A 17,789-nucleotide genomic window follows, 5' to 3' on the forward strand; every position below is an offset into this window, starting at 1 on the left:
CGCGATGGGCCTCCCCGCGCTCCGCTCGCCGATACTCCTCGCCGCCTTCGAGGGCTGGAACGACGCGGCCGACGCGGCCACCGGGGCGATCGAGCATCTGGAGAGCGCCTGGTCCGGACTGCCGCTCGCCGCGATCGACCCGGACGACTACTACGACTTCCAGGTCAACCGCCCGATGGTGTCCCTCATCGACGGGGTGACCCGTCGCATCGATTGGCCCACCACCCGGCTGGCCCATGCGTCCACCGCCCCCGGTGAGCGGGACATCGTGTTGCTCCGCGGGCTGGAGCCGAACATGCGCTGGCGCGCCTTCTGCAACGAGATCATCGAACTGGCCCGCCAACTCGGCGTCACCAGCGTCGTCACCCTGGGCGCGCTGCTCTCCGACTCGCCGCACACCCGCCCGGTGCCGGTCAGCGGCACCGCCTCGGATCCGCGGACCGCGACCCGGCTCGGGCTCGAAGGCTCGCGGTACGAGGGCCCGACCGGGATCGCCGGGGTCTTCGCGGACGCCTGCGCCCGGGCCGGCCTCGCCTCGGCGTCGTTCTGGGCCGCGGTTCCGCACTACGCCGCGCAACCGCCCTGCCCGAAGGCGACCCTCGCCCTGCTGCGCCGGGTCGAGGACATGCTCGATGCGGTCGTGCCGCTCGGCGACCTCGCCGACTCGGCCCGGGTCTGGGAGCTCGGGGTCGACGAGCTGGCCCGGGAGGACGCGGAGATCGGCGAGTACGTCCGCTCGCTCGAGGCCCGCGAGCCGGAGGCGGAGCTCCCCGAGGCCAGTGGCGATGCGATCGCGCGCGAATTCGAGCGTTACCTGCGCCGCCGCGGGGACGGTCCGGAGCGCTAGACGCCGAGCAGCGCGTCGACCAGGTCGGCGACCGCCTGCGGCTCCCCGGGTTCGGCGCTGCCGGTCCCCGCCAGGCAGGCGGCGACCCAGGCGTCGACGGCGGCGATCGCAGCCGGGCTGTCCAGGTCCTCGGCGAGCGCCACCCGGACTTCGTGCCGGACCGCGGCGGCGGGTGGGCCGTCCGGGCGCCCGAGCGCCGACCGCCACCGCTCGAGCCGGCCGGCCGCGGCGTCCAGCTGCGCGTGGGTCCAGTCCCAGTCCTCCCGGTAGTGGTGGGCCAGCAGCGCCAGCCGAATCGCGGTGGGGTCGGCCCCTTCGGCGCGCAGCCGGGAGACGAACACCAGGTTGCCGCGGGATTTCGACATCTTCTCCCCGGCGAGGCCGACCATCCCGGCGTGCACGAACGCCCGGGCGAACGGGAAGACGCCCGAGGCGACCGTCCCTTCGGCCGCGGACAACTCGTGGTGCGGGAAGCGCAGATCGCTGCCGCCGCCCTGCACGTCGATCGTCGGGCCGAGGTGGGCGAGGGCCATCGCCGCGCATTCGATGTGCCAGCCGGGTCGTCCCGGGCCGAACGGGGATTCCCACGCCGGTTCACCGGGCCGGGCGGCCTGCCAGAGCAGCGCGTCGAGTGGGTCCTTCTTCCCCGGCCGGTCCGGGTCGCCGCCCCGCTCGGCGCTGAGCCCGAGCATCGTCGTCCGGTCGAGATGGGCGACCCCACCGAAACGGGTGGCGGCGGCCACCGGGAAGTAGATGTCGCCGTCGAGTTCGTAGCCGGCCCCACGCTCGAGCAGGGTGGCGATGAAACCGACCACCAGGTCGATCGACTCGACGACGCCGGGATAGACGTCCGGTGGCAGCAGCCGGAGGGCCGACATGTCCGAACGGAACCGGTCGATCTCGCGCCCGGCCAGGGCGGTCCAGTCCTCGCCGGTCCGCGCCGCCCGCACGAGCAGGGGGTCGTCGACGTCGGTGACGTTCTGGACGTAGCGCACGTCCAGCCCGGCGTCCCGCCAGACCCGCTGGAGGGTGTCGAAGGCGACGTAGGTGGCGGCGTGGCCGAGATGGGCCGCGTCGTACGGGGTGATCCCGCAGACGTAGAGCAGTGCCGGGCGGCCCCGGGCAACTGGGACGAGGGTGGCGCTGGCGCTGTCGTAGACGCGCGGCCACGGCCGGTCCGGCCCGGCAGGCGCCAGCCGCGGCAGGACCGGCGCCGCCCAGGACTGCATGCCCGGAGCTTACGGGGACTCGACTAGCTCCCCGGGGAGCAGCGAGGCGACCCAGCCGTCGACCCGGTCGCCCCGGTGGAGCAGGAACTTGCGGAGCAGGCCCTCCACCGAGAACCCGAGCTTCTCGGCGACCCGCCGGGACGAGGTGTTGCCGACCTCGGCGTACCACTCGAGGCGTTGCACCCCCAGGTCCTCGAACGCCCAGCGGGCGATCTCCCGGACCGCTTCGGTGACATAGCCCTGTCCCCGGCTCTCGGCGGCGCACCAGAACCCGACCTCGGCGATCCCGGGGTCGCGGCCACGGCGGTGCAGCCCGGCCGCGCCGAGCAGGGCGCCGTCCCTCGTAACCGCGAAGGGCATGTCCTCCCCGGTCGACCAGCCGCGCGGGGCGATGTCGGTGACGAACGACTCGGCGTCCGCCAGCCGGTAGGGCGACGGCACGGTGGTCCAGCGCTGGATCGCCGGGTCCTGGCAGGCGGCGTGCACCGCGGCGATGTCGGCGCGGGTGAAACCGCGGAGCACCAGCCGTTCGGTGTGCAGCACGATCGGGTGCACGTCCGGCCTCCGCTCAGAACGGGGGCCACGGTACCGCCGGCCACTCCTCGCTGGGCATCGGATATCGGCGGCCGGCGATGAGCCGGTCCAGCCGGGCGACCGTCCGGGTCACCTCCCGGCGGGTGAGCAGCTCGAGCAGGTCCGCGCGCAGCCCCCCGTCGAGCGCGGACCGGACCGCGGACAGCACGTCGATCGCGTCCGCGGTCAGCGGCTGCCCACGCCAGCGCCAGAGCAGCGTCCGCAGCTTGTCCTCCGGGGAGAAGCACACGCCGTGGTCGACGCCGAAGACGTGCCCGTCGACGGTCGGCAGCAGATGGCCCCCCTTGCGGTCGGCGTTGTTGACGACCGCGTCGAAGACGGCCATCCGACGCAGCTGCGGGTGGTCGGAGCGGGCCAGCGCCACCAGGTCCACGGTCTGGTCGGTCTCGATCCAGAGCTGGCACATGCCGGGGCCGAACGGTCCGTCCCGCATGACCGTCGGGGGGACGATCTCCCAACCGGTGGCCACGCTGACCCGGTACGCGGCGACCTCGCGGGCGGCCAACGTCCCGTCCGGGAAGTCCCAGAGCGGCCGCTCACCGGCCACCGGCTTGTACACGCAGGCCGCCTCCACCCCGGCGGCCGTGACGGTGGCGTACAGCGTGGCGTTCGACGCGTCGACCAGCCGGCCCACCAGCTCGAGCCGGCCGCGGGCCAGCAGTTCCAGCGCCTCGTCGACGTCGAGCCGACTCAGCCCCGGTGCCCGTTCTGGCGGGGGCACACGTGCCCGGTGGCGTCGAGCGGGAGGCCGCACAGCGGGCAGGGCGGCCGGCCGGCCGAGACGACCCGGAGGGCGCGCTGCACGAAGGCCCTCGCCGGGCCCGGGCCGATCCGCACCCGGAGCACGTCGGGGTCCGCCGGCACCTCCCCCGAGGCGTCGAGCGAGGACGCCTCGATGACCACCCGCCGATCCTCGGGATCCCAGGTCAACCCCAGCGTGCCGACCCGGAACTCCTCGGCGATCGGGACCTCCAGCGGCGCGACATCGGTGAGTTCGCGGGCGGCGACCGCCGGGATGTCCGAGCCGGCGCCCTCCCGGCGGAGCAGCTCGTCGAGCAGCTGGTCGAGCCGTTCGGCGAGCGCCGCGACCTGGACCTTCTCGAGCGACACCGAGATGGTCCGCCCCGCGCCGCTGGCCTGAAGGTAGAAGGTGCGCTCCCCCGGCTCGCCGACCGTGCCGGCGACGAACCGGTCCGGCGGGTCGAAGGAATGTTCCTGTCCGGCCACGAGTCGACCCTACGTGGCGGCCGCGCCGCCGGCCCCACCACCGACGGGAGCGTCACTCGACGCGCGCCGGCGGCCGCGCTTGGCCGGTCGCAGGTCGTCGACGGCGCCGCCGGTGTCGTTGAGCCGGAGCACGAACGGCCGGAGCTCGGTGTAGCGGATCGCGGTGAGCGACCCCGGATCGACGCTGATCCGCTGGAACAGATCCAGGTGCAGCCCGAGCGCGTCCGCGACGACGGCCTTGATCACGTCCCCGTGGGACACCGCGATCCAGGTGGCGTTCGGGCCGAGCCGTTCGTTCCAGTCCCGCACCGCGGCGACCGCCCGGCGCTGGGTGTCGGCCAGCGCCTCGCCCGCCGGGCCGGGGAAGGTGACCGCGGAGGGATGCGCCTGGACGACCCGCCAGAGCGGGTTCTTGGCGAGCTTCGCGAGCTCCTGCCCGGTCCAGTCGCCGTAGCGGGCCTCACCGAGCCGGTCGTCGACCGCAACGTCGAGCCCGCGCCCGGCGACCAGGGCCTGCGCGGTTTCCCGGCAGCGATCGAGCGGGCTGGAGACGACGGCGAGCACCGGGACGGGCCGCAGCCGCCCGGCGAGCGCGGCGGCCTGGGCGGCGCCCCGCTCGTCCAGCGAGATCCCCGGCGTCCAGCCGCTGAGGACGGGGCCGGTCTGGGCGGTGAGGCCGTGCCGGACGAGCAGAACCGTGGCCAACTGATCAGTCGCCGACGCCGGCGCGGTCCAACGCCTCGGCGACCGTGCGCAGCGTATCGACCCGCTCGGCGAGGGTCGCCCCGTGCGGGCTCACGGTCAACGTGGTCACCCCGGACTTGGCGTACTCGCCGAGCCGGTCCGCGATCCGGGGCGGCGGACCGAGCAGGCTGGTCCGGTCGATGAACTCGACCGGGACCGCGGCGCCGGCCCCGGCGTAGTCGCGTTCGAGGTAGCGGTCCTGGATCACCGTGGCCGCCTCGTCGAAGCCCATCCGGCGGGCCAGCGCGTTGTAGAAGTTGCGATCGCGGCTGCCCATGCCCCCGACGTAGAGCGCCGCGTACCCGCGAACCGGCTCGGCGCACTCCGCGACGTCGGCCCCGACGACGACCGGGACGGTCGGGACCACATCGAACGCCTGACCCGAACGGCCGGCCCGGTCCTGCCCGGCCCGGACCAGCGCGAGCTGCTCGGCCGCGTACTCCGGGGAGAAGAAGACGGCCAGCCAGCCGTCGGCGATCTCCCCGGCCAGCTCGAGGTTCCTCGGCCCGATCGCCGCCAGGTAGATCGGGATGTTGTCCCGGACCGGGTGCACCGTGAGCTTGAGCGCCTTGCCGGGGCCATCCGGCAACGGCAGCGTGTAGTGCCGGCCCTGATAGGCCACCCGTTCCCGGGACAGGGCGAGCCGGATGATGTCCACGTACTCCCGGGTCCGCCCGAGGGGCGAGTCGAAGCGCACCCCGTGCCAGCCCTCGGATACCTGCGGACCGGATACCCCGAGTCCGAGCCGGAACCGGCCGCCGGAGAGGGTATCGAGGGTCGCCGCGGTCATCGCGGTCATCGCCGGGGTCCGGGCCGGGATCTGGAACACGGCGCTGCCGATGTCGATCCGCTCGGTGTGCGCGGCGACCCAGGCGAGGATCGTGGCGGTGTCCGAGCCGTAGGCCTCGGCGGCCCAGGCCACCGCGTATCCGAGCCGCTCCGCGGCCCGGGCGAGCTCGAGGTTCTCCGCGTCGTTGCCGGCGCCCCAGTAGCCGAGGTTGATCCCGAGTCGCATGGATCGGGAGCGTATCGGACCTCGCGGGATAGCCTCGTCGCTCATGGAACAGCGACCCCTCGGCCACACCGGCCTCACCGTTTCCCGGCTGGGACTGGGCACCATGACCTGGGGCCGCGACACCGACGCCGACGACGCCGCCGCCCAGCTCACCGCATTCGTCGATGCGGGTGGCACCCTGGTCGACACGGCGGACGTCTACGTCGAGGGCGAGAGCGAGCGGGTGCTCGGCCGGCTGCTGGCCCGCGGTGACGTCGACCGCCGGGACATCGTGGTCGCCACGAAGGCGGCGTCCCGTCGCGGTGAACCCAGGGCCCGGGACGCGTCCCGACGGCACCTGCTCGATGCCCTCGACGCGTCGTTGGAGCGGCTGGGGCTCGACCATGTCGACCTTTGGCAGATGCACGCCTTCGACCCGGCGACACCGATCGAAGAGACCCTGGCCGCGCTGGATACGGCGGTGAGCTCGGGCCGCACCCGCTACGTCGGGGTCTCGAACTACAGCGGCTGGCAGACCGCGAAGGCGGCTACCTGGCAGCGGGCCTGGCCCGGCCGTAGTCCGCTGGTCTCGACACAGGTGGAGTACTCGCTGCTCCAGCGCGCGATCGAGCACGAGGTCATGCCGGCGGCGATCGACCTCGGCCTCGCCATCCTGCCCTGGTCACCGCTCGGCCGCGGCGTGCTCACCGGGAAGTACCGGGGCGGCACGCCGGCCGACTCGCGCGGGGCGTCCCCCGCGTTCGCCGACTTCGTCCAGCCCTACCTCGACGAACGGTCCGCCCGGATCGTCGGCGCCGTACTCACCGCGGCCGACGGGCTCGGGGTCTCCCCGGTCGCCGTCGCACTCGCCTGGGTGCGTGATCGGCCCGGCGTGACCGCGCCGATCGTCGGGGCCCGGACCGTCGCCCAGCTCAAGGGCTCACTCGACGCCGAGCACGTCGTACTGCCCGATGAGATTCGCGAGGCCCTCGACGACGTTTCGGCGCCGACGTCGGGACACCCCACCGCGTGAGCGCCCCGGGCAGCCGGGCCACCGCCCGCGACGAGGCTCGGGCCGAGGTCGCCGCGCTGCTCAGCCGTGGTGGCCTGCCGGAGCGGCTGGCCACGGCGGCGGTGACCTTGCTCGGCGAGCGGGCGGCCGGACGGATCGTCGAGGACCCGTGGCTGGTTCTGGACCTACCCGGGGTCCGGCCGGATGCCGCGGATCGCTTCGCCCTGGAGGTCGCCGACCCCCGCCCGGAGCGCGACGACGGGAGGCGCGGCCGGGCCTTCGTGGTCCACGCCCTGAGCCGGGCGGCTCGGGACGGGCACACCGTCGTCGCCGAGTCCGTGGTCGACCGTGCGGTCGCCGGCCTCGGATTCCCGCAGCCACGAGCCGCGATCGAGGCGGCGATCGAGGACGACCGGGTACTCGGTTTCGAGCCGGAGCTGCTGGCCCTCGCCCGCTACGCCATGGCGGAGGACTCGGTCGCCGACGGGCTGCCGCGGCTGGCCGCCACCGCGGAGCCGCTGTCCGACCCTGACGAGGCGGAGGCCGCCGCCGCTGGACTCGACGACGCGCAACGCGCGGCGGTCGCCGCCGCCGCGGCGCACGGCGTCAGCCTGCTCACCGGCGGCCCGGGCACCGGGAAGAGCCGGACGGTGGCCGCCCTGGTCAAGCTCGCCCACGAGCACGACCATCGGCTGGCCCTGGCCGCGCCCACCGGGCGGGCGGCCAAACGACTCGAGGAGCTCACCGGTGAGCCGGCCGGCACCCTGCACCGGCTGCTCGGCGCCCAGGGGCGCACCGGCAACTTCGTTCGTGGCGAGAGCTGGCCGTTGGACGCGGACGTCGTCGTGGTCGACGAGACGTCGATGCTCGACGTCGAGCTCGCCGCCGCGCTGCTGGACGCGTGCGCGGACGGCACCCACCTGGTGCTGGTCGGGGACCCGGCACAGCTGCCCTCGATCGGTCCCGGCCGCGTGCTCGGCGACATCGTCGATTCGGCCGTCACGCCGGTCACCGAGCTGACGACCCTGCACCGCCAGGCCATCGGCGGCGCGATCGCCAGGCTGGCCAGCTCGGTGCGAACCGGCGAGCTGCCGGCGATCGACCCGCCAGGCCCGCAACCGGAGGTGGTCGTCGTCCCCGCAGGAGGCGCCGAGGCGGCTGCCCGTCGCACGGTGCAACTGGTCACCGACTCGATACCGCGGGCCCTCGGCATCCCCACCGAGGACATCCAGGTGTGCACGCCAGTCCACCGCGGGCCGGCGGGCACGGTCGCGCTGAACCAAGCGTTGAAGAGCATTCTCAACGAGGGCCCCGGTGCCCGGGGCGGGTTCGACCCAGGGGACCGCGTCGTCGCCACCGCGAACCATCTCGACCTCGGTTTCGCCAACGGCGAGGTCGGCGTGGTGGTCGCGCTCTCCGACGGCGGCGGCCTGGAGGTGGTTTTCGGGACCGGCCTCGTCGAGGTGCCCGCCGCCGTGCTCGGGGACCTGGCGCACGGGTGGGCGATCACGGTGCACCGGGCACAGGGCTCGGAGTGGCCGGCCGTCGTCGCGGTGCTGCCGGCGGAAGCCGGTGGCCTGCTGTCCCGGCCGCTGGTCTACACGGCATTCACCCGTGCCGAGCGCCACCTGTCGATCGTGCACGCCTGCGGACCGGCCCTGGCGCACGCGGTCCGCGCGGTGGGCGCCCGCCCGCGTCGGACGCGTCTTGCCGCACTGCTCCGGGAATCGAGCCCCCGCCCGGTTTGACTAGCAGGCGGTGAGGAAGCGGTCGAGAACCCGGGTGCCGAATGCCAGGGCATCGAGCGGCACCCGCTCGTCGACGCCGTGGAACATCCCGGAGAAGTCGAGGTCGGCGGGTAGCTGGAGCGGAGAGAACCCGAAGCAGCGGATCCCCAGCCGGCTGAACGACTTCGCGTCGGTTCCACCGGACAGGCAGTACGGAACCGGCTTCGCTTCCGGGTCCTCCGCGACCAGCGCGGCCATCATCGCCTCCAGCAGGTCACCGTCGAACGTCGTCTCGTAGGCGATGTCACGGTGAATGGTCTCCCGGGTCACGCCCGGACCGAGGAGCCCGTCGATGGCCGCGAAGAAGTCGTCCTCGTGGCCGGGCAGGAACCGACCGTCGATGTTGGCGTGCGCCATCTGCGGTATGACGTTCACCTTGTAGCCGGCGTCGAGCATGGACGGGTTGGCGGTGTGCCGCAGGGTCGCGCCAACGATCTTGCCGGCGGCGCCGAGGCCGGGCAGCAGATCCTCCGGGGACGCCGGATCGAACGGTTGACCGAGCGCGGCCGCGACCTCGACGAGAAAGGACTCGACGGCGGGGGTGAGCACGGTCGGGAAGCGGTGCGCGCCGATCCGCGCGACCGTCTGCGCAAGTGCTGTGACGGGATTCGCCTCGTTGAGCATCGAACCGTGTCCGGCGCGACCGCGGGCCGTCAATCGCAACCAGGCGATCCCCTTTTCCGCGGTCTCGATCGGATAGAGCCGGGTTTGCCCGACCGTGAGGCTGAACCCGCCGACCTCGCTGATCGCCTCGGTGCATCCCTCGAAGAGCTCGGCATGCTGGTCGACGAGATAGCGGGAGCCGAACGTACCGCCGGCTTCCTCGTCGGCGACGAACGCGAGCACGATGTCGCGCGGGGGTAGCCGCCCCTCCCGCGCACGGGCCCGCACGACCGCGAGGGTCATCGCGTCCATGTCCTTCATGTCGACGGCGCCACGACCCCAGAGGCAGCCGTCGCGGATCTCTCCGGCGAACGGGTCAACCGACCAGTCCGCGGCGTCGGCGGGGACCACGTCGAGATGCCCGTGGATGAGCAACGCGGGCCGGCTCGGGTCGGTCCCTTCGAACCGGGCGACGACGTTCGCCCGGCCCGGCGCGGATTCGATCACCTTCGGGTCGAGGCCGACCTCGGAGAGCCGGGCAGCCACGTACTCGGCGGCGACCCGCTCGTTGCTCGTCGGATTCGAGCTGTCGATTCGAATCAGGTCCCGGCAGAGCTCGACGACATCGTCGGCGGCCGGCGCTCCGGTCATCCGGAAGAGGATGAAGGCTGGCTCGAGCTGCTCCGGCCCAGGTTACCGAGCAGGCTGAAGATCTGCGACAGGTCGATCGGTGTGGCGGACGGAGCCTGGACGGCGGCCGCGCTCTGGCTGAAGTCCACCTCGATCGGGATGCCCTGTCCGTGCAGCTTCGCCTGATCCGTGGCCGAGAGCGTCTGCGCGGCATTGAACACCATCTTCGAAACGATGCCGTTGGAGACGTAGGCGTCGATGTTCAGCACCTTGTCCGGGAGCCGCTGCGGATTGGCCTTGGACAGCGCGCTGGACGCCGACGGGACGAGCGAGCCGATCGCGGCTTCGAGGTCGGTGGCGAGGGTCCGCACGTTGCCGCTCAGCACCAGGTGGTCGCTGCCGTCGGACGCGGTGCCGCTGTCGGCGACGGTGACGTCGCGGGCGAGGATCGCGCGCAGACCGGCGAGGAACGACTGCTGCTGGGCGGCGTTGGGCGTCGCCTTGGCGCCGGGCAACTGCGCTTCGAGGCTCTTGATCTGGGCGAGCGTGATGGACACCCACTGGCCCTGTAGGGCGGCGTGCGCCCAGGTCAGCGTGGGCGGGATCTGGGCAGACAGGCCGGACAGGGTCTGGGCGCCCTTCGGCCCGGCGATCTGTGCGATCTCGGTTGTGCCCAGCCGGGCGTAGAGGGTTCCACCCAGGTAACGGATCTCGACAACTGGACCACCGCCGACGTTGATTGCGACGTCCACCTGCAACGCGGAGGCGTCCACCGGCTGGGCGTCGAGCGACTTGCCGTTCGTGAGCTTCTCCGAGACCGTGAGGCTCGCGGTCGAGATGAGCTGATCGGTGGTCGGGCTGCTCTTGCTGCCGGTCGCCTGGTCGATCGCCGCCGCCTGGGCCGCGGTCACGTCGATCTTGAATGTCATGGTCAAGGCGCTGCCGTGCCCGAGCGCGGTCATGGCGTTCTGGAAGCGAGCCTGCGGGGTGCTCCCGGCGACGCCCCCCTTGGCGCTGTTGCCACCGCACCCGGCTGCCGAGGCGGCAGTCACGAGCGCGAGGGCGCCGGCGGTCATCAGTCGACTCGTGGCGCGCATGGCGATGTCCTCTCGTTGAATCCTCGCGGGTGACGGTATCAGCGGGAGGCTGCGTCCGGGGGGTTGTGGCGCAGCGGGACCAAGGTGTGGCTAAACCGTAGTTTTCCCGTTGTTTCGCCTCCCATGCCGGTGTGGCGCGAAAGTGGTCTGGGCCGCGGGGCGGCAGCTCGGAAACGTCGAGGTGATCAGCGTGGCCGAGGGCCTCGATGTCCTGGGCGGCTTCGGTCGGCAGGCCGTGGGACCGCTGGTCGACGTTGCGCTCAGCGCGCGTGGACACTTGCCGCAGGCGCTCTTCGACGGGTCCCTGGTGTCGGAGTGCTCGACCGGGATCTCGGCTATGTCCAGATCAATCCGGCTTTGGCCGCCATCATCGGGCGCGGCCCGAGGAGGTCGAGGGACGTCACGTCGAGGAGGTACCCGGCGAGCTCGGCGGCCGGATAGGTGTGTCGCTACGCGGGGTGTTCCAGACCGGGGAGGCGAGCAGCCTGCTCGCCGAATCGCTCGACCTGGACCGCACGCTCGCCGCCCTGGTCGTCCCCGGCTTCGCCGACCACTGCATCGTGGACCTGATCGACCAGGACGGTCGGATCCGGCGAAAGGCGCTGAGCCACGCCCCAGCTGCTGCCGGCCCACGAAGCCTGGACATTGCCCGGGCGCGAGGTGGCTTACCAGCCGGGACAGCCGACGCTCGAGGCGCTCACGACTGGTCGCACTGTAGTCACGCCCGGCGAAACGTCGGAGTTCGACTTCGCGGCTGTCGCCCCCACCCCCGAGTCCGCGGCGTTCGCCAGGCAGGTGGGGTTGCACTCGGCGATCACGGTGCCGCTGGTCGCCCGCGGCCAGAACCTCGGTGTGCTGTCCTTCGCCCTGTCCGCGAGCCCGCGGCGGTTCGGGCCCGACGAGATCGCGCTGGCGGCGCGACTGGCCAGCCGGGCCGCGGTGGCGATCGACAGCGCGCTGCTGTTTCGCAAGGAACAGCGGTCGGGTCGGCGGTGACTGGTACGACCCGATCGAACTCACCGCCGGCCGGGTAGCCATCGTCATCTGGGCCGTGGGATCCGCGCAGCCGCGCTGACGGGACAACTGCGGGCCGGCGTCCGCGGTTACGCGGTGCAGGACCTGCCGCCGGCGGACGCCCTCACCTACCTCGACGAGGTGGGCGACGGGCTCGACGAGGTGGGTGACGGCATAGTGACCTGCGTCTACGCGGTCTACGACCCCGCGGAACAGGCGCTGTGCCTGGCCAACGCCGGCCACCTGCCCCCACTGCTGCTGGGGGCGCAGCGGGTCGAGCTGCTAACCCAGGGCGGTCCCCCGCCCGGCGCGGGCGGAAGCCCATACGACCAGAGCGAGGTGGAATTCCCCGTGGGATCCACACTTGTCCGCTACGCCGAGGGTCCGGTCGAGAGCCGCACCGCGGACCTCGACGTTGGCATCACCCGGCTGATCGAAGCGCTCACCCCGGTACCCGGGCGCGTGACCGATATCCCCCGTCTTGGCCACCCGACTGCTCGACCCGGACGAGGGACACGACGACGACGTGGCCCTCGTCGCGGTGCGACCGGACCCTGATCTCGCGCCCTACCTGGCCACGCTCCCGCTGCTTCCGGAAGCCACCGCGGTCCGCCGTGCCCGGGCGTTTCTGCGCGCCAGCCTGGCGCCCTGGGATGTTCCCGCCGACCTGCTGCCGACCGCGGAACTGCTGGTCGGCGAGCTGGTCACCAACGGGATCCGACACGCCCACGGGGACCTCGAGCTTCGGCTGCACCGCACCGAGCGGGAGCTCTACATCGAGGTGGTCGACGGACACGGCCGGATACCGCACCGCCGGCAGTTCACCCTCGATCGCGAGGACAGGCGGGGCCTGAACCTGGTCGATGCGCTCGCCAGCCGTTGGGGCGCCCGAATCCTCGTCGACGGGCGCAAGGTCGTCTGGTGCGCGTTGCGCCTGCCGGCGCGGGACACCGTCGGCTCATCCCGGCGCCGGGACGAGCCCGGCTGATATCGTCGGCGCCGCGCCGGACGGTGCCCCAGCGGGGTCCCGGTGCCACGTCGGAGTGGCGGAATAGGCAGACGCGCATGGTTGAGGGCCATGTGCCCGCAAGGGCATGGGGGTTCAAGTCCCCCCTCCGACACGATCTTGACCCTCAAGAGTCCTTATTCTTCAGGGGATTTTCGTCAGAGTCGCCTCACATGATCTCGCCAGGGGGGTTTATCGGGGGGTCTATGTGTTCGATCTTGATTCAGTGACGCGGCCAGGGGGGTCTATTTCGCGCGGTTCTCGACCCGCGGGATGAGCGGCGAACGGCCCCGCGACTAAGGGTTTCCGGCTGTGTGCACGGGGTCGCCCGGTGCGGCAGCAGTGACCGCCTCGGCCGGGTACGGCGGACTGCTCGGTAGCTCGCCGAGAAGACGCCGACGCCAGGGACTGGCACCAGCGTTGCGGCGCGGCTTGAGACCTGCGGCACGCAGGGCATCGAGGATCTGCTCGTGGGGTTGGCCGGTCAGCAACTCGATGTGGCGGGCGGACAGGCCGAGCTCGTCGTAGAGCTCGCCCAGCAGCCGTTCCCCCAGCGGCACTGGAACGGGGAACCGCTCGGCGATGGTACCGGGTTGTGGCCGCTGCGGAACGCCAGACCGGGCGAGCGCGTCGGTGATCTGCCGGTCGTCATACAGCTCGTCGAGCAGCTGAATCGTCGCGTGGTGGCGCCGGCGCGTGCGCACCGGGATACCGTGGTCGTGCATCGCTCGCAGCACCTTCGGCAAGGCCGCGCCGAGGTACTCGGCGACTTCTCGGCCGCTGAGCCCGTGCGCCCAGTACAGGTCCTGCAGGGTCTCGGCCGGCAGGTCCGCTCGGCTGGCCCGGCTGGTGCGCGGCGTGATCGGGACCTTAGCGGCCAACAGCCAACCTCGGACGATCGGGACGCTGGTGTGGAACCGCTGGGCGAGCTGGGCGAGGGTGCGGCCGTGCTTGAGGTACAGCGTGTGAAGGGTTGCATCGGGTGGTGCCGCTGGAGGCGGAGGATGCGGCGGAGGCACGGCCGGCCGGTGAATGGCGTGGCGACGCAACGCGATCGTGACTGCGTGTTCGGGTACCTGGTGAGCGCTGGCAATCTTGCTCCGCGCCCAGCGTTGCTCGACGTAGAGCTGGCGCAGTGTGGCCGGGTCGAGCGGCGAGGGCGACCGCGGGCTCGGCTGGTGCAGCGGATCGCCGTGGTCCACGAGGGCCTGGCGGACCAGCCCGGTCGCGTGGCGGGTGTGCCGGGCGATGTCCGCGACGCTGCGACGCTCGCTCACATAGAGCTGCTCGAGCAGCTCGCGGGTCAGCGGCAGCGGCTCGGGGCGGTCCGGGCGAGTGCCGCGGGGTCGAGGCTGGATGCCGTGACGGTGTAGGCCGGCGGCGATGCGGCTTACGCTGCAGCCCAGTTGGGCCGCGACCTGCGCCCGAGTGAGCCGTTGCCGGCAGTAGAGCTCCTCCAACAGCTCCCGCGTCAGCGACGCCAGCCGCGGGTCCGGCTGGCGCGGCGCGCGTCGGTGTGGAACACCGAACCGGTGCAGCAGCTCTCGAACCGTGGCCTGATTGCAGCCCGCCCGCGCCGCGATTTCTGGCACCGTCAGCCCCTGCTCGACGTGCCACTCGGTCAGCACCTCCGCCGTCAAGCCCAGTCTCGATCGTTGCGGCGGCAGGATCGATAACCCGCCACGGACCATGCGCAGCTTGACCTGGTCGACCGAGAGCCCCATCCGTCGGGCTACCTCGACCAGGGGCAGCCGCTGCTGGTGGTGCAGCTCACGCAGCGTGTCGACCAGCCCCGGATCGGGTACGACAGGACGACTACCGGCGAACCGGCGCGCTGGTATGCCGTGGCGCGCCAGCAGCCCCGCCACCCCCGAGGCGCTGAAGCGGATTCGTGCGGCGATCTGGGCGCAACTCAACCCCTCGTCCACGTACCAGCGGCGCAGCGTCGCCGCATCAACCGGCACCTCCTTGTTCGCACCCGCCGGACGCAGCGGGATGCTCGCCGCCCTCAGCGCATCGCGGACATACTGGGACGACCGGCCGACCTCGGCCGCGATCCAGCCGGCGCTGCGCCGCTCCTCGACGTACCAGCGGGCGAGCAGCGCCGGATCCAGCGCCGCCAACCGGGGGTAGATGAGCCGGCTCGCCATGGGCCCGGTCCGCTACCGCCCCGCCATCGCCGACACCGGTTCGTCAGGCCGGGTCGAATCGGCGAAGCCACTGTCAACGTCCGGGACCGCGCGTAGTGTGCTCACCGTCGCGGCCCGGCAGCGGGGCCCGGCAGCCCCGCCGGCCGTGGTTTTGCGCGGGGTGGGCCGAGTGGACACGTCGTCGTTTCCTGTCGGTAGGTGTGCACGCCCTCACCTTCGAGCGTCGGTCACCGACGATCCTCGCGACCCGGACACGATGAGGCAAGGGCTGTGGCCGCATGTCACGAAAGCGCGGGGCTCTCCGTCTGTGCACTGCTGAGCCATACGCCCCCGAGGCCATACCCCCCGAGCTATAGGCCGCCGACGCCGAGGGAGATGATTCCCACCCGTTGATCGTCTCCGGATGCGACGAGCGCGATCTCTTGCCCTGCCCAACGACCGCGGTTCAGAGCCAGCGACAGACAATCGCTTTGCAGACCGCCGAACTGATCCGCGACTGACGCCCGGGTCAGACGAGACCCGGGGGTCCCACGCTCGCTTTGCAAGTCGGCATGCTGAGCGCCACATGACAGTACTGATCATCCGGGCACGGACACGCGTGCAGCATCGGCAAAACGCGGACAGAGCATTGCCGGGCCGCAAGGCGCCGCTCTGCACAGCGAGCGGCCGGCGCTGACCACGGGGACGTCAGTCGCGACCGGCGGCTGGGCGTCGCCGTGACCGGGCAGGGCGAGGTGAGCCGCGCTCACGCCGCTCGGCTGCGTCGCCGCCCTCACCGACGACTCGTCGCTGAGGCTTCGTCGACGCTGCTGCGGTGTCGGGTGCCGCATTCTCGGGCGGCCCGAGGACGAGTTCGGTCATCATCGCGGCTGCCCGGGCAGCCCGTTCCTTGTGGACGTGCGAGTAGATGGTCCGAGTTATGACGACGCTGTCGTGGCCGAGGATCTCGGCGACGACCTGCTCATCGATGCCGGCGAAGATCATGCTCGTCGCAGTCGAGTGCCGGGCATCATGTAGCCGGATCTCCGGTAGGACGGAGTCGGGATGCGCCTTGTTGTAGGCGACAATCATCCTGCGGAAGCTCCTGGACAGGCGCTCCGGATGCAACGGTCCACCCGCCTTGTGTTCGGGGTGACGCACACCATCGTGAACGAATACGTACCCGGTGTCTTGCCACCCATCGGCCGCGATCGCGGCTTCACGTTCGGCTTCCCAGCGGCGACGATGATCCTTCATGATCTCGACGAGGAACGAGTCGAGCGGGATGAGGCGGCCTTGGCCTTGGCCCTTGGTGGTCTCCCGCTCGATGACCCGGCCGGCGTGGGCAGTGCGATTGCGAATCAGGTGGATTGTGCCGTGCTCGAGATCGACCTCGGGCCAGCGAACGCCGAGCAGCTCGCCGCGTCGAGAGCCGCGGGTGAAGTACAGCCAGTACAGGGCGATGAGCCGATGGGCCTTGTAGTGCTGCAGGAAGGCGAGGATCTGCTCCGGCTCCCAGACGTTGTAGCGGCCCCGGTCGGCGCGGGCAGGTGTGCGTGGAAGGTCATCCTTGTTGATCTGCGAGCACGGGTTCGCCTGCCGTAGCGGCGGGTTGCGGGTGATCGCATCACGGAAGCAAGCTCGCAGGATGGCGTGTATGTAGGCGACGGTGCGCTGCGACAGCTTGCCATTGCCGCCAGGGCTGCCGTGCCCGAGGAGCTCATCGTAGAGCTCGCTGAGGTGCCGGGCGTTGACCTGCTGTATCCGCAGCTGACCTAGCTGCGGCCGGATGTGCAGCCGGATGTTCTTCCGGTAGGACTCGAAGGTGGTTTCGCTCATCGTGCCGAGACGTACTCGGCGCTGGATAACGTTCTCCCACTCGTTGAGCCATTCGCCGACGGTGACTCGGCTCGGGGCGAGGATTTTCCCCTCGTTGTTGTCCGCGGTCTTCAGCAGGTCACGCAGCCAGCGGGTGGCCGCCGCCTGGCTGGAGAAGCCCTTCCTGCGATGTCGCCGCCCGTCGACGGTGATCTCGGCCGTGTAGGTGCCGGAGGCCGGGTCCTGGTAGGTGGTGCCCTCGCCCTTGCTGCGTCGAGCCATGTGAACCGTCCCCGGGGAGATCGTGCGGCGACAGCGGCGTGCCGCCGGCCGCCTCTTTATGATCCGCTCAGCGTCCGCCAGCGTTTCGGGTTATCCACAGCCTCAGATCGGCGGAAGTGAACCTGAGTTCGCGCCCGAGCTTGATCGCGCGGAGCTCGTGGCGGTGTCGGTACACCCAGTCCTTACTCATCCGCAGCACTTGGGCGACCTCGTCGACGGTCAGCAGCGGCTCCACGCCGGCCGACTGGGCCGTGGTCATGGCGTGTCTCTCATGAAGATCCGACCCGGTGCGACGGGCGCAGGCCTGGCGACGCGCATCCGTCGGGTTCGGTGGCGCCGATCTCGGCTGCGATCGCGGTGAAAGCCGCGGCAAGGTCGGCCGCTGACGTGTGGTTGAGACGCTCAAGGAGGTCGGCAATCCCGGCCGGTGTCAGCTCGGCCCCGTTCACAAGGGCTTGCGCGAGGGCTTCGAGGGCCCGCTCCCCTCGCGCTGTGAACGTGATCGCCACGTCATCCGAGAGGCGGGTCGTGGTCATGACGCTTCACTGACGTCGTGGCCAGCGATGCGTGCAGCGGCATCACGGACACGGTTGGCGTCGAAACGGACAACGTCCAAGGGACGATGGCCGTCAAGCGCCGGGTTGGTGGCGCGCAGCCACAGCAGCGTGTCGTTACCGGAGAGGTGCCGGTCGGCTTCGGCGACGGTGTCGCGCAGCGTGGTGAGCATGGTGTAGGCGCGGGGGCTGACGTGGCGGGTGCCGCTTCGCCATTCGCAG

General features: G+C 71.7%; 20 protein-coding genes and 1 tRNA gene. 7 read left to right on the forward strand and 14 right to left on the reverse strand.

Features of this window, described 5'->3' with window-relative positions:
• The first annotated feature begins 4 nt into the window (after positions 1 to 4).
• Positions 5 to 847, forward strand: a complete 843-nt coding sequence (locus VNG13_13940) for a PAC2 family protein (GenBank protein HVA61618.1) — start codon at positions 5 to 7, stop codon at positions 845 to 847.
• Here VNG13_13940 and mshC read toward each other — a convergent pair.
• From mshC to VNG13_13970, 6 genes are read right to left on the reverse strand one after another with little or no spacing between them, the layout of a single operon-like run.
• Positions 844 to 2,076, reverse strand: coding sequence for a cysteine--1-D-myo-inosityl 2-amino-2-deoxy-alpha-D-glucopyranoside ligase (mshC, locus tag VNG13_13945; protein ID HVA61619.1), 1,233 nt, complete (start codon positions 2,074 to 2,076; stop codon positions 844 to 846). The genes VNG13_13940 and mshC overlap by 4 nt on opposite strands.
• 9 nt (positions 2,077 to 2,085) lie before the next feature.
• The gene (locus VNG13_13950) at positions 2,086 to 2,631 is read right to left on the reverse strand and encodes a GNAT family N-acetyltransferase (GenBank protein HVA61620.1); all 546 of its coding nucleotides are present in this window, start codon (positions 2,629 to 2,631) and stop codon (positions 2,086 to 2,088) included.
• 13 nt (positions 2,632 to 2,644) lie between these two features.
• Positions 2,645 to 3,391: an SCO1664 family protein gene (locus tag VNG13_13955; GenBank protein ID HVA61621.1), complete on the reverse strand. Its 747-nt coding sequence runs from the start codon at positions 3,389 to 3,391 to the stop codon at positions 2,645 to 2,647.
• Positions 3,361 to 3,897 (reverse strand): DUF3090 domain-containing protein, encoded by a 537-nt coding sequence (locus VNG13_13960; protein HVA61622.1) that lies wholly within the window; start codon positions 3,895 to 3,897, stop codon positions 3,361 to 3,363. Before VNG13_13960 ends, VNG13_13955 begins: the two co-directional genes overlap by 31 nt.
• Positions 3,898 to 3,906: 9 nt before the next feature.
• The gene (locus VNG13_13965; protein HVA61623.1) at positions 3,907 to 4,602 is read right to left on the reverse strand and encodes an MSMEG_4193 family putative phosphomutase; all 696 of its coding nucleotides are present in this window, start codon (positions 4,600 to 4,602) and stop codon (positions 3,907 to 3,909) included.
• 4 nt (positions 4,603 to 4,606) lie between these two features.
• Positions 4,607 to 5,656, reverse strand: coding sequence for an LLM class F420-dependent oxidoreductase (locus VNG13_13970; protein HVA61624.1), 1,050 nt, complete (start codon positions 5,654 to 5,656; stop codon positions 4,607 to 4,609).
• A gap of 43 nt (positions 5,657 to 5,699) precedes the next feature.
• On the opposite strand from VNG13_13970, the gene VNG13_13975 reads away from it, so the two are divergent.
• Together VNG13_13975 and VNG13_13980 are read left to right on the forward strand one after the other, a co-directional pair.
• Entirely contained in the window at positions 5,700 to 6,668 is a 969-nt protein-coding gene (locus VNG13_13975) for an aldo/keto reductase (GenBank protein HVA61625.1), read from the forward strand.
• On the forward strand, positions 6,665 to 8,395 hold the full coding sequence (locus tag VNG13_13980; GenBank protein HVA61626.1) for an AAA family ATPase: 1,731 nt from the start codon (positions 6,665 to 6,667) through the stop codon (positions 8,393 to 8,395). Before VNG13_13975 ends, VNG13_13980 begins: the two co-directional genes overlap by 4 nt.
• Here VNG13_13980 and VNG13_13985 read toward each other — a convergent pair whose 3' ends face one another.
• The 3 genes from VNG13_13985 to VNG13_13995 all read right to left on the reverse strand — a co-directional run bounded on the left by VNG13_13985 (position 8,396) and on the right by VNG13_13995 (position 11,375).
• Entirely contained in the window at positions 8,396 to 9,688 is a 1,293-nt protein-coding gene (locus VNG13_13985; GenBank protein ID HVA61627.1) for a M20/M25/M40 family metallo-hydrolase, read from the reverse strand.
• Complete coding sequence (locus VNG13_13990) at positions 9,685 to 10,764, reverse strand: hypothetical protein (GenBank protein HVA61628.1); 1,080 nt, start codon at positions 10,762 to 10,764, stop codon at positions 9,685 to 9,687. The genes VNG13_13985 and VNG13_13990 overlap by 4 nt, the downstream gene beginning before the upstream one ends.
• 449 nt (positions 10,765 to 11,213) lie before the next feature.
• Entirely contained in the window at positions 11,214 to 11,375 is a 162-nt protein-coding gene (locus VNG13_13995; GenBank protein ID HVA61629.1) for a hypothetical protein, read from the reverse strand.
• 10 nt (positions 11,376 to 11,385) lie between these two features.
• Between VNG13_13995 and VNG13_14000 the strand changes: the two genes are divergently transcribed.
• The 4 genes from VNG13_14000 (at position 11,386) to VNG13_14015 (ending at position 12,899) form a co-directional block, all read left to right on the forward strand.
• The gene (locus VNG13_14000; GenBank protein HVA61630.1) at positions 11,386 to 11,760 is read left to right on the forward strand and encodes a GAF domain-containing protein; all 375 of its coding nucleotides are present in this window, start codon (positions 11,386 to 11,388) and stop codon (positions 11,758 to 11,760) included.
• A gap of 60 nt (positions 11,761 to 11,820) precedes the next feature.
• Positions 11,821 to 12,336 carry a PP2C family protein-serine/threonine phosphatase gene (locus tag VNG13_14005; protein ID HVA61631.1) on the forward strand — a complete coding sequence of 172 codons (516 nt, stop codon included), beginning with the start codon at positions 11,821 to 11,823 and terminating at the stop codon, positions 12,334 to 12,336.
• A complete protein-coding gene (locus VNG13_14010) occupies positions 12,260 to 12,766 on the forward strand; it encodes an ATP-binding protein (protein HVA61632.1) in 507 nt (168 codons plus the stop codon). The genes VNG13_14005 and VNG13_14010 overlap by 77 nt, the downstream gene beginning before the upstream one ends.
• Positions 12,767 to 12,815: 49 nt before the next feature.
• Positions 12,816 to 12,899, forward strand: a tRNA-Leu gene (locus VNG13_14015).
• Between the two features lie 181 nt (positions 12,900 to 13,080).
• On the opposite strand, the gene VNG13_14020 is transcribed toward VNG13_14015, so the two are convergent.
• The 5 genes from VNG13_14020 to VNG13_14040 all read right to left on the reverse strand — a co-directional run.
• Positions 13,081 to 14,934: a hypothetical protein gene (locus VNG13_14020; GenBank protein ID HVA61633.1), complete on the reverse strand. Its 1,854-nt coding sequence runs from the start codon at positions 14,932 to 14,934 to the stop codon at positions 13,081 to 13,083.
• 687 nt (positions 14,935 to 15,621) lie between these two features.
• Positions 15,622 to 17,013, reverse strand: coding sequence for a tyrosine-type recombinase/integrase (locus VNG13_14025; protein ID HVA61634.1), 1,392 nt, complete (start codon positions 17,011 to 17,013; stop codon positions 15,622 to 15,624).
• Positions 17,014 to 17,080: 67 nt separating this feature from the next.
• Positions 17,081 to 17,272 (reverse strand): helix-turn-helix domain-containing protein, encoded by a 192-nt coding sequence (locus VNG13_14030; protein HVA61635.1) that lies wholly within the window; start codon positions 17,270 to 17,272, stop codon positions 17,081 to 17,083.
• Positions 17,273 to 17,282: 10 nt separating this feature from the next.
• A complete protein-coding gene (locus VNG13_14035; GenBank protein HVA61636.1) occupies positions 17,283 to 17,549 on the reverse strand; it encodes a hypothetical protein in 267 nt (88 codons plus the stop codon).
• Positions 17,546 to 17,789 (reverse strand): antitoxin Xre/MbcA/ParS toxin-binding domain-containing protein (locus VNG13_14040; GenBank protein ID HVA61637.1); only part of this gene is annotated, 244 nt, incomplete at its 5' end. The genes VNG13_14035 and VNG13_14040, both read right to left, overlap by 4 nt.

Source organism: Mycobacteriales bacterium (genome assembly GCA_035533475.1).
In the GTDB taxonomy this organism is placed as follows: Bacteria; Actinomycetota; Actinomycetes; order DATLTS01; family DATLTS01; genus DATLTS01.

Excerpts from the sequence above, each read along its gene's own strand:
- VNG13_13940 (HVA61618.1), top strand. The coding sequence starts at position 5 with ATGGGCCTCCCCGCGCTCCGCTCGCCGATACTCCTCGCCGCCTTCGAG.
- mshC (HVA61619.1), bottom strand. The coding sequence starts at position 2,076 with ATGCAGTCCTGGGCGGCGCCGGTCCTGCCGCGGCTGGCGCCTGCCGGG.
- VNG13_13970 (HVA61624.1), bottom strand. The coding sequence starts at position 5,656 with ATGCGACTCGGGATCAACCTCGGCTACTGGGGCGCCGGCAACGACGCG.
- VNG13_13975 (HVA61625.1), top strand. The coding sequence starts at position 5,700 with ATGGAACAGCGACCCCTCGGCCACACCGGCCTCACCGTTTCCCGGCTG.
- VNG13_13985 (HVA61627.1), bottom strand. The coding sequence starts at position 9,688 with ATGACCGGAGCGCCGGCCGCCGACGATGTCGTCGAGCTCTGCCGGGAC.
- VNG13_13990 (HVA61628.1), bottom strand. The coding sequence starts at position 10,764 with ATGCGCGCCACGAGTCGACTGATGACCGCCGGCGCCCTCGCGCTCGTG.
- VNG13_14020 (HVA61633.1), bottom strand. The coding sequence starts at position 14,934 with ATGGCGAGCCGGCTCATCTACCCCCGGTTGGCGGCGCTGGATCCGGCG.
- VNG13_14025 (HVA61634.1), bottom strand. The coding sequence starts at position 17,013 with ATGGCTCGACGCAGCAAGGGCGAGGGCACCACCTACCAGGACCCGGCC.
- VNG13_14030 (HVA61635.1), bottom strand. The coding sequence starts at position 17,272 with ATGACCACGGCCCAGTCGGCCGGCGTGGAGCCGCTGCTGACCGTCGAC.
- VNG13_14035 (HVA61636.1), bottom strand. The coding sequence starts at position 17,549 with ATGACCACGACCCGCCTCTCGGATGACGTGGCGATCACGTTCACAGCG.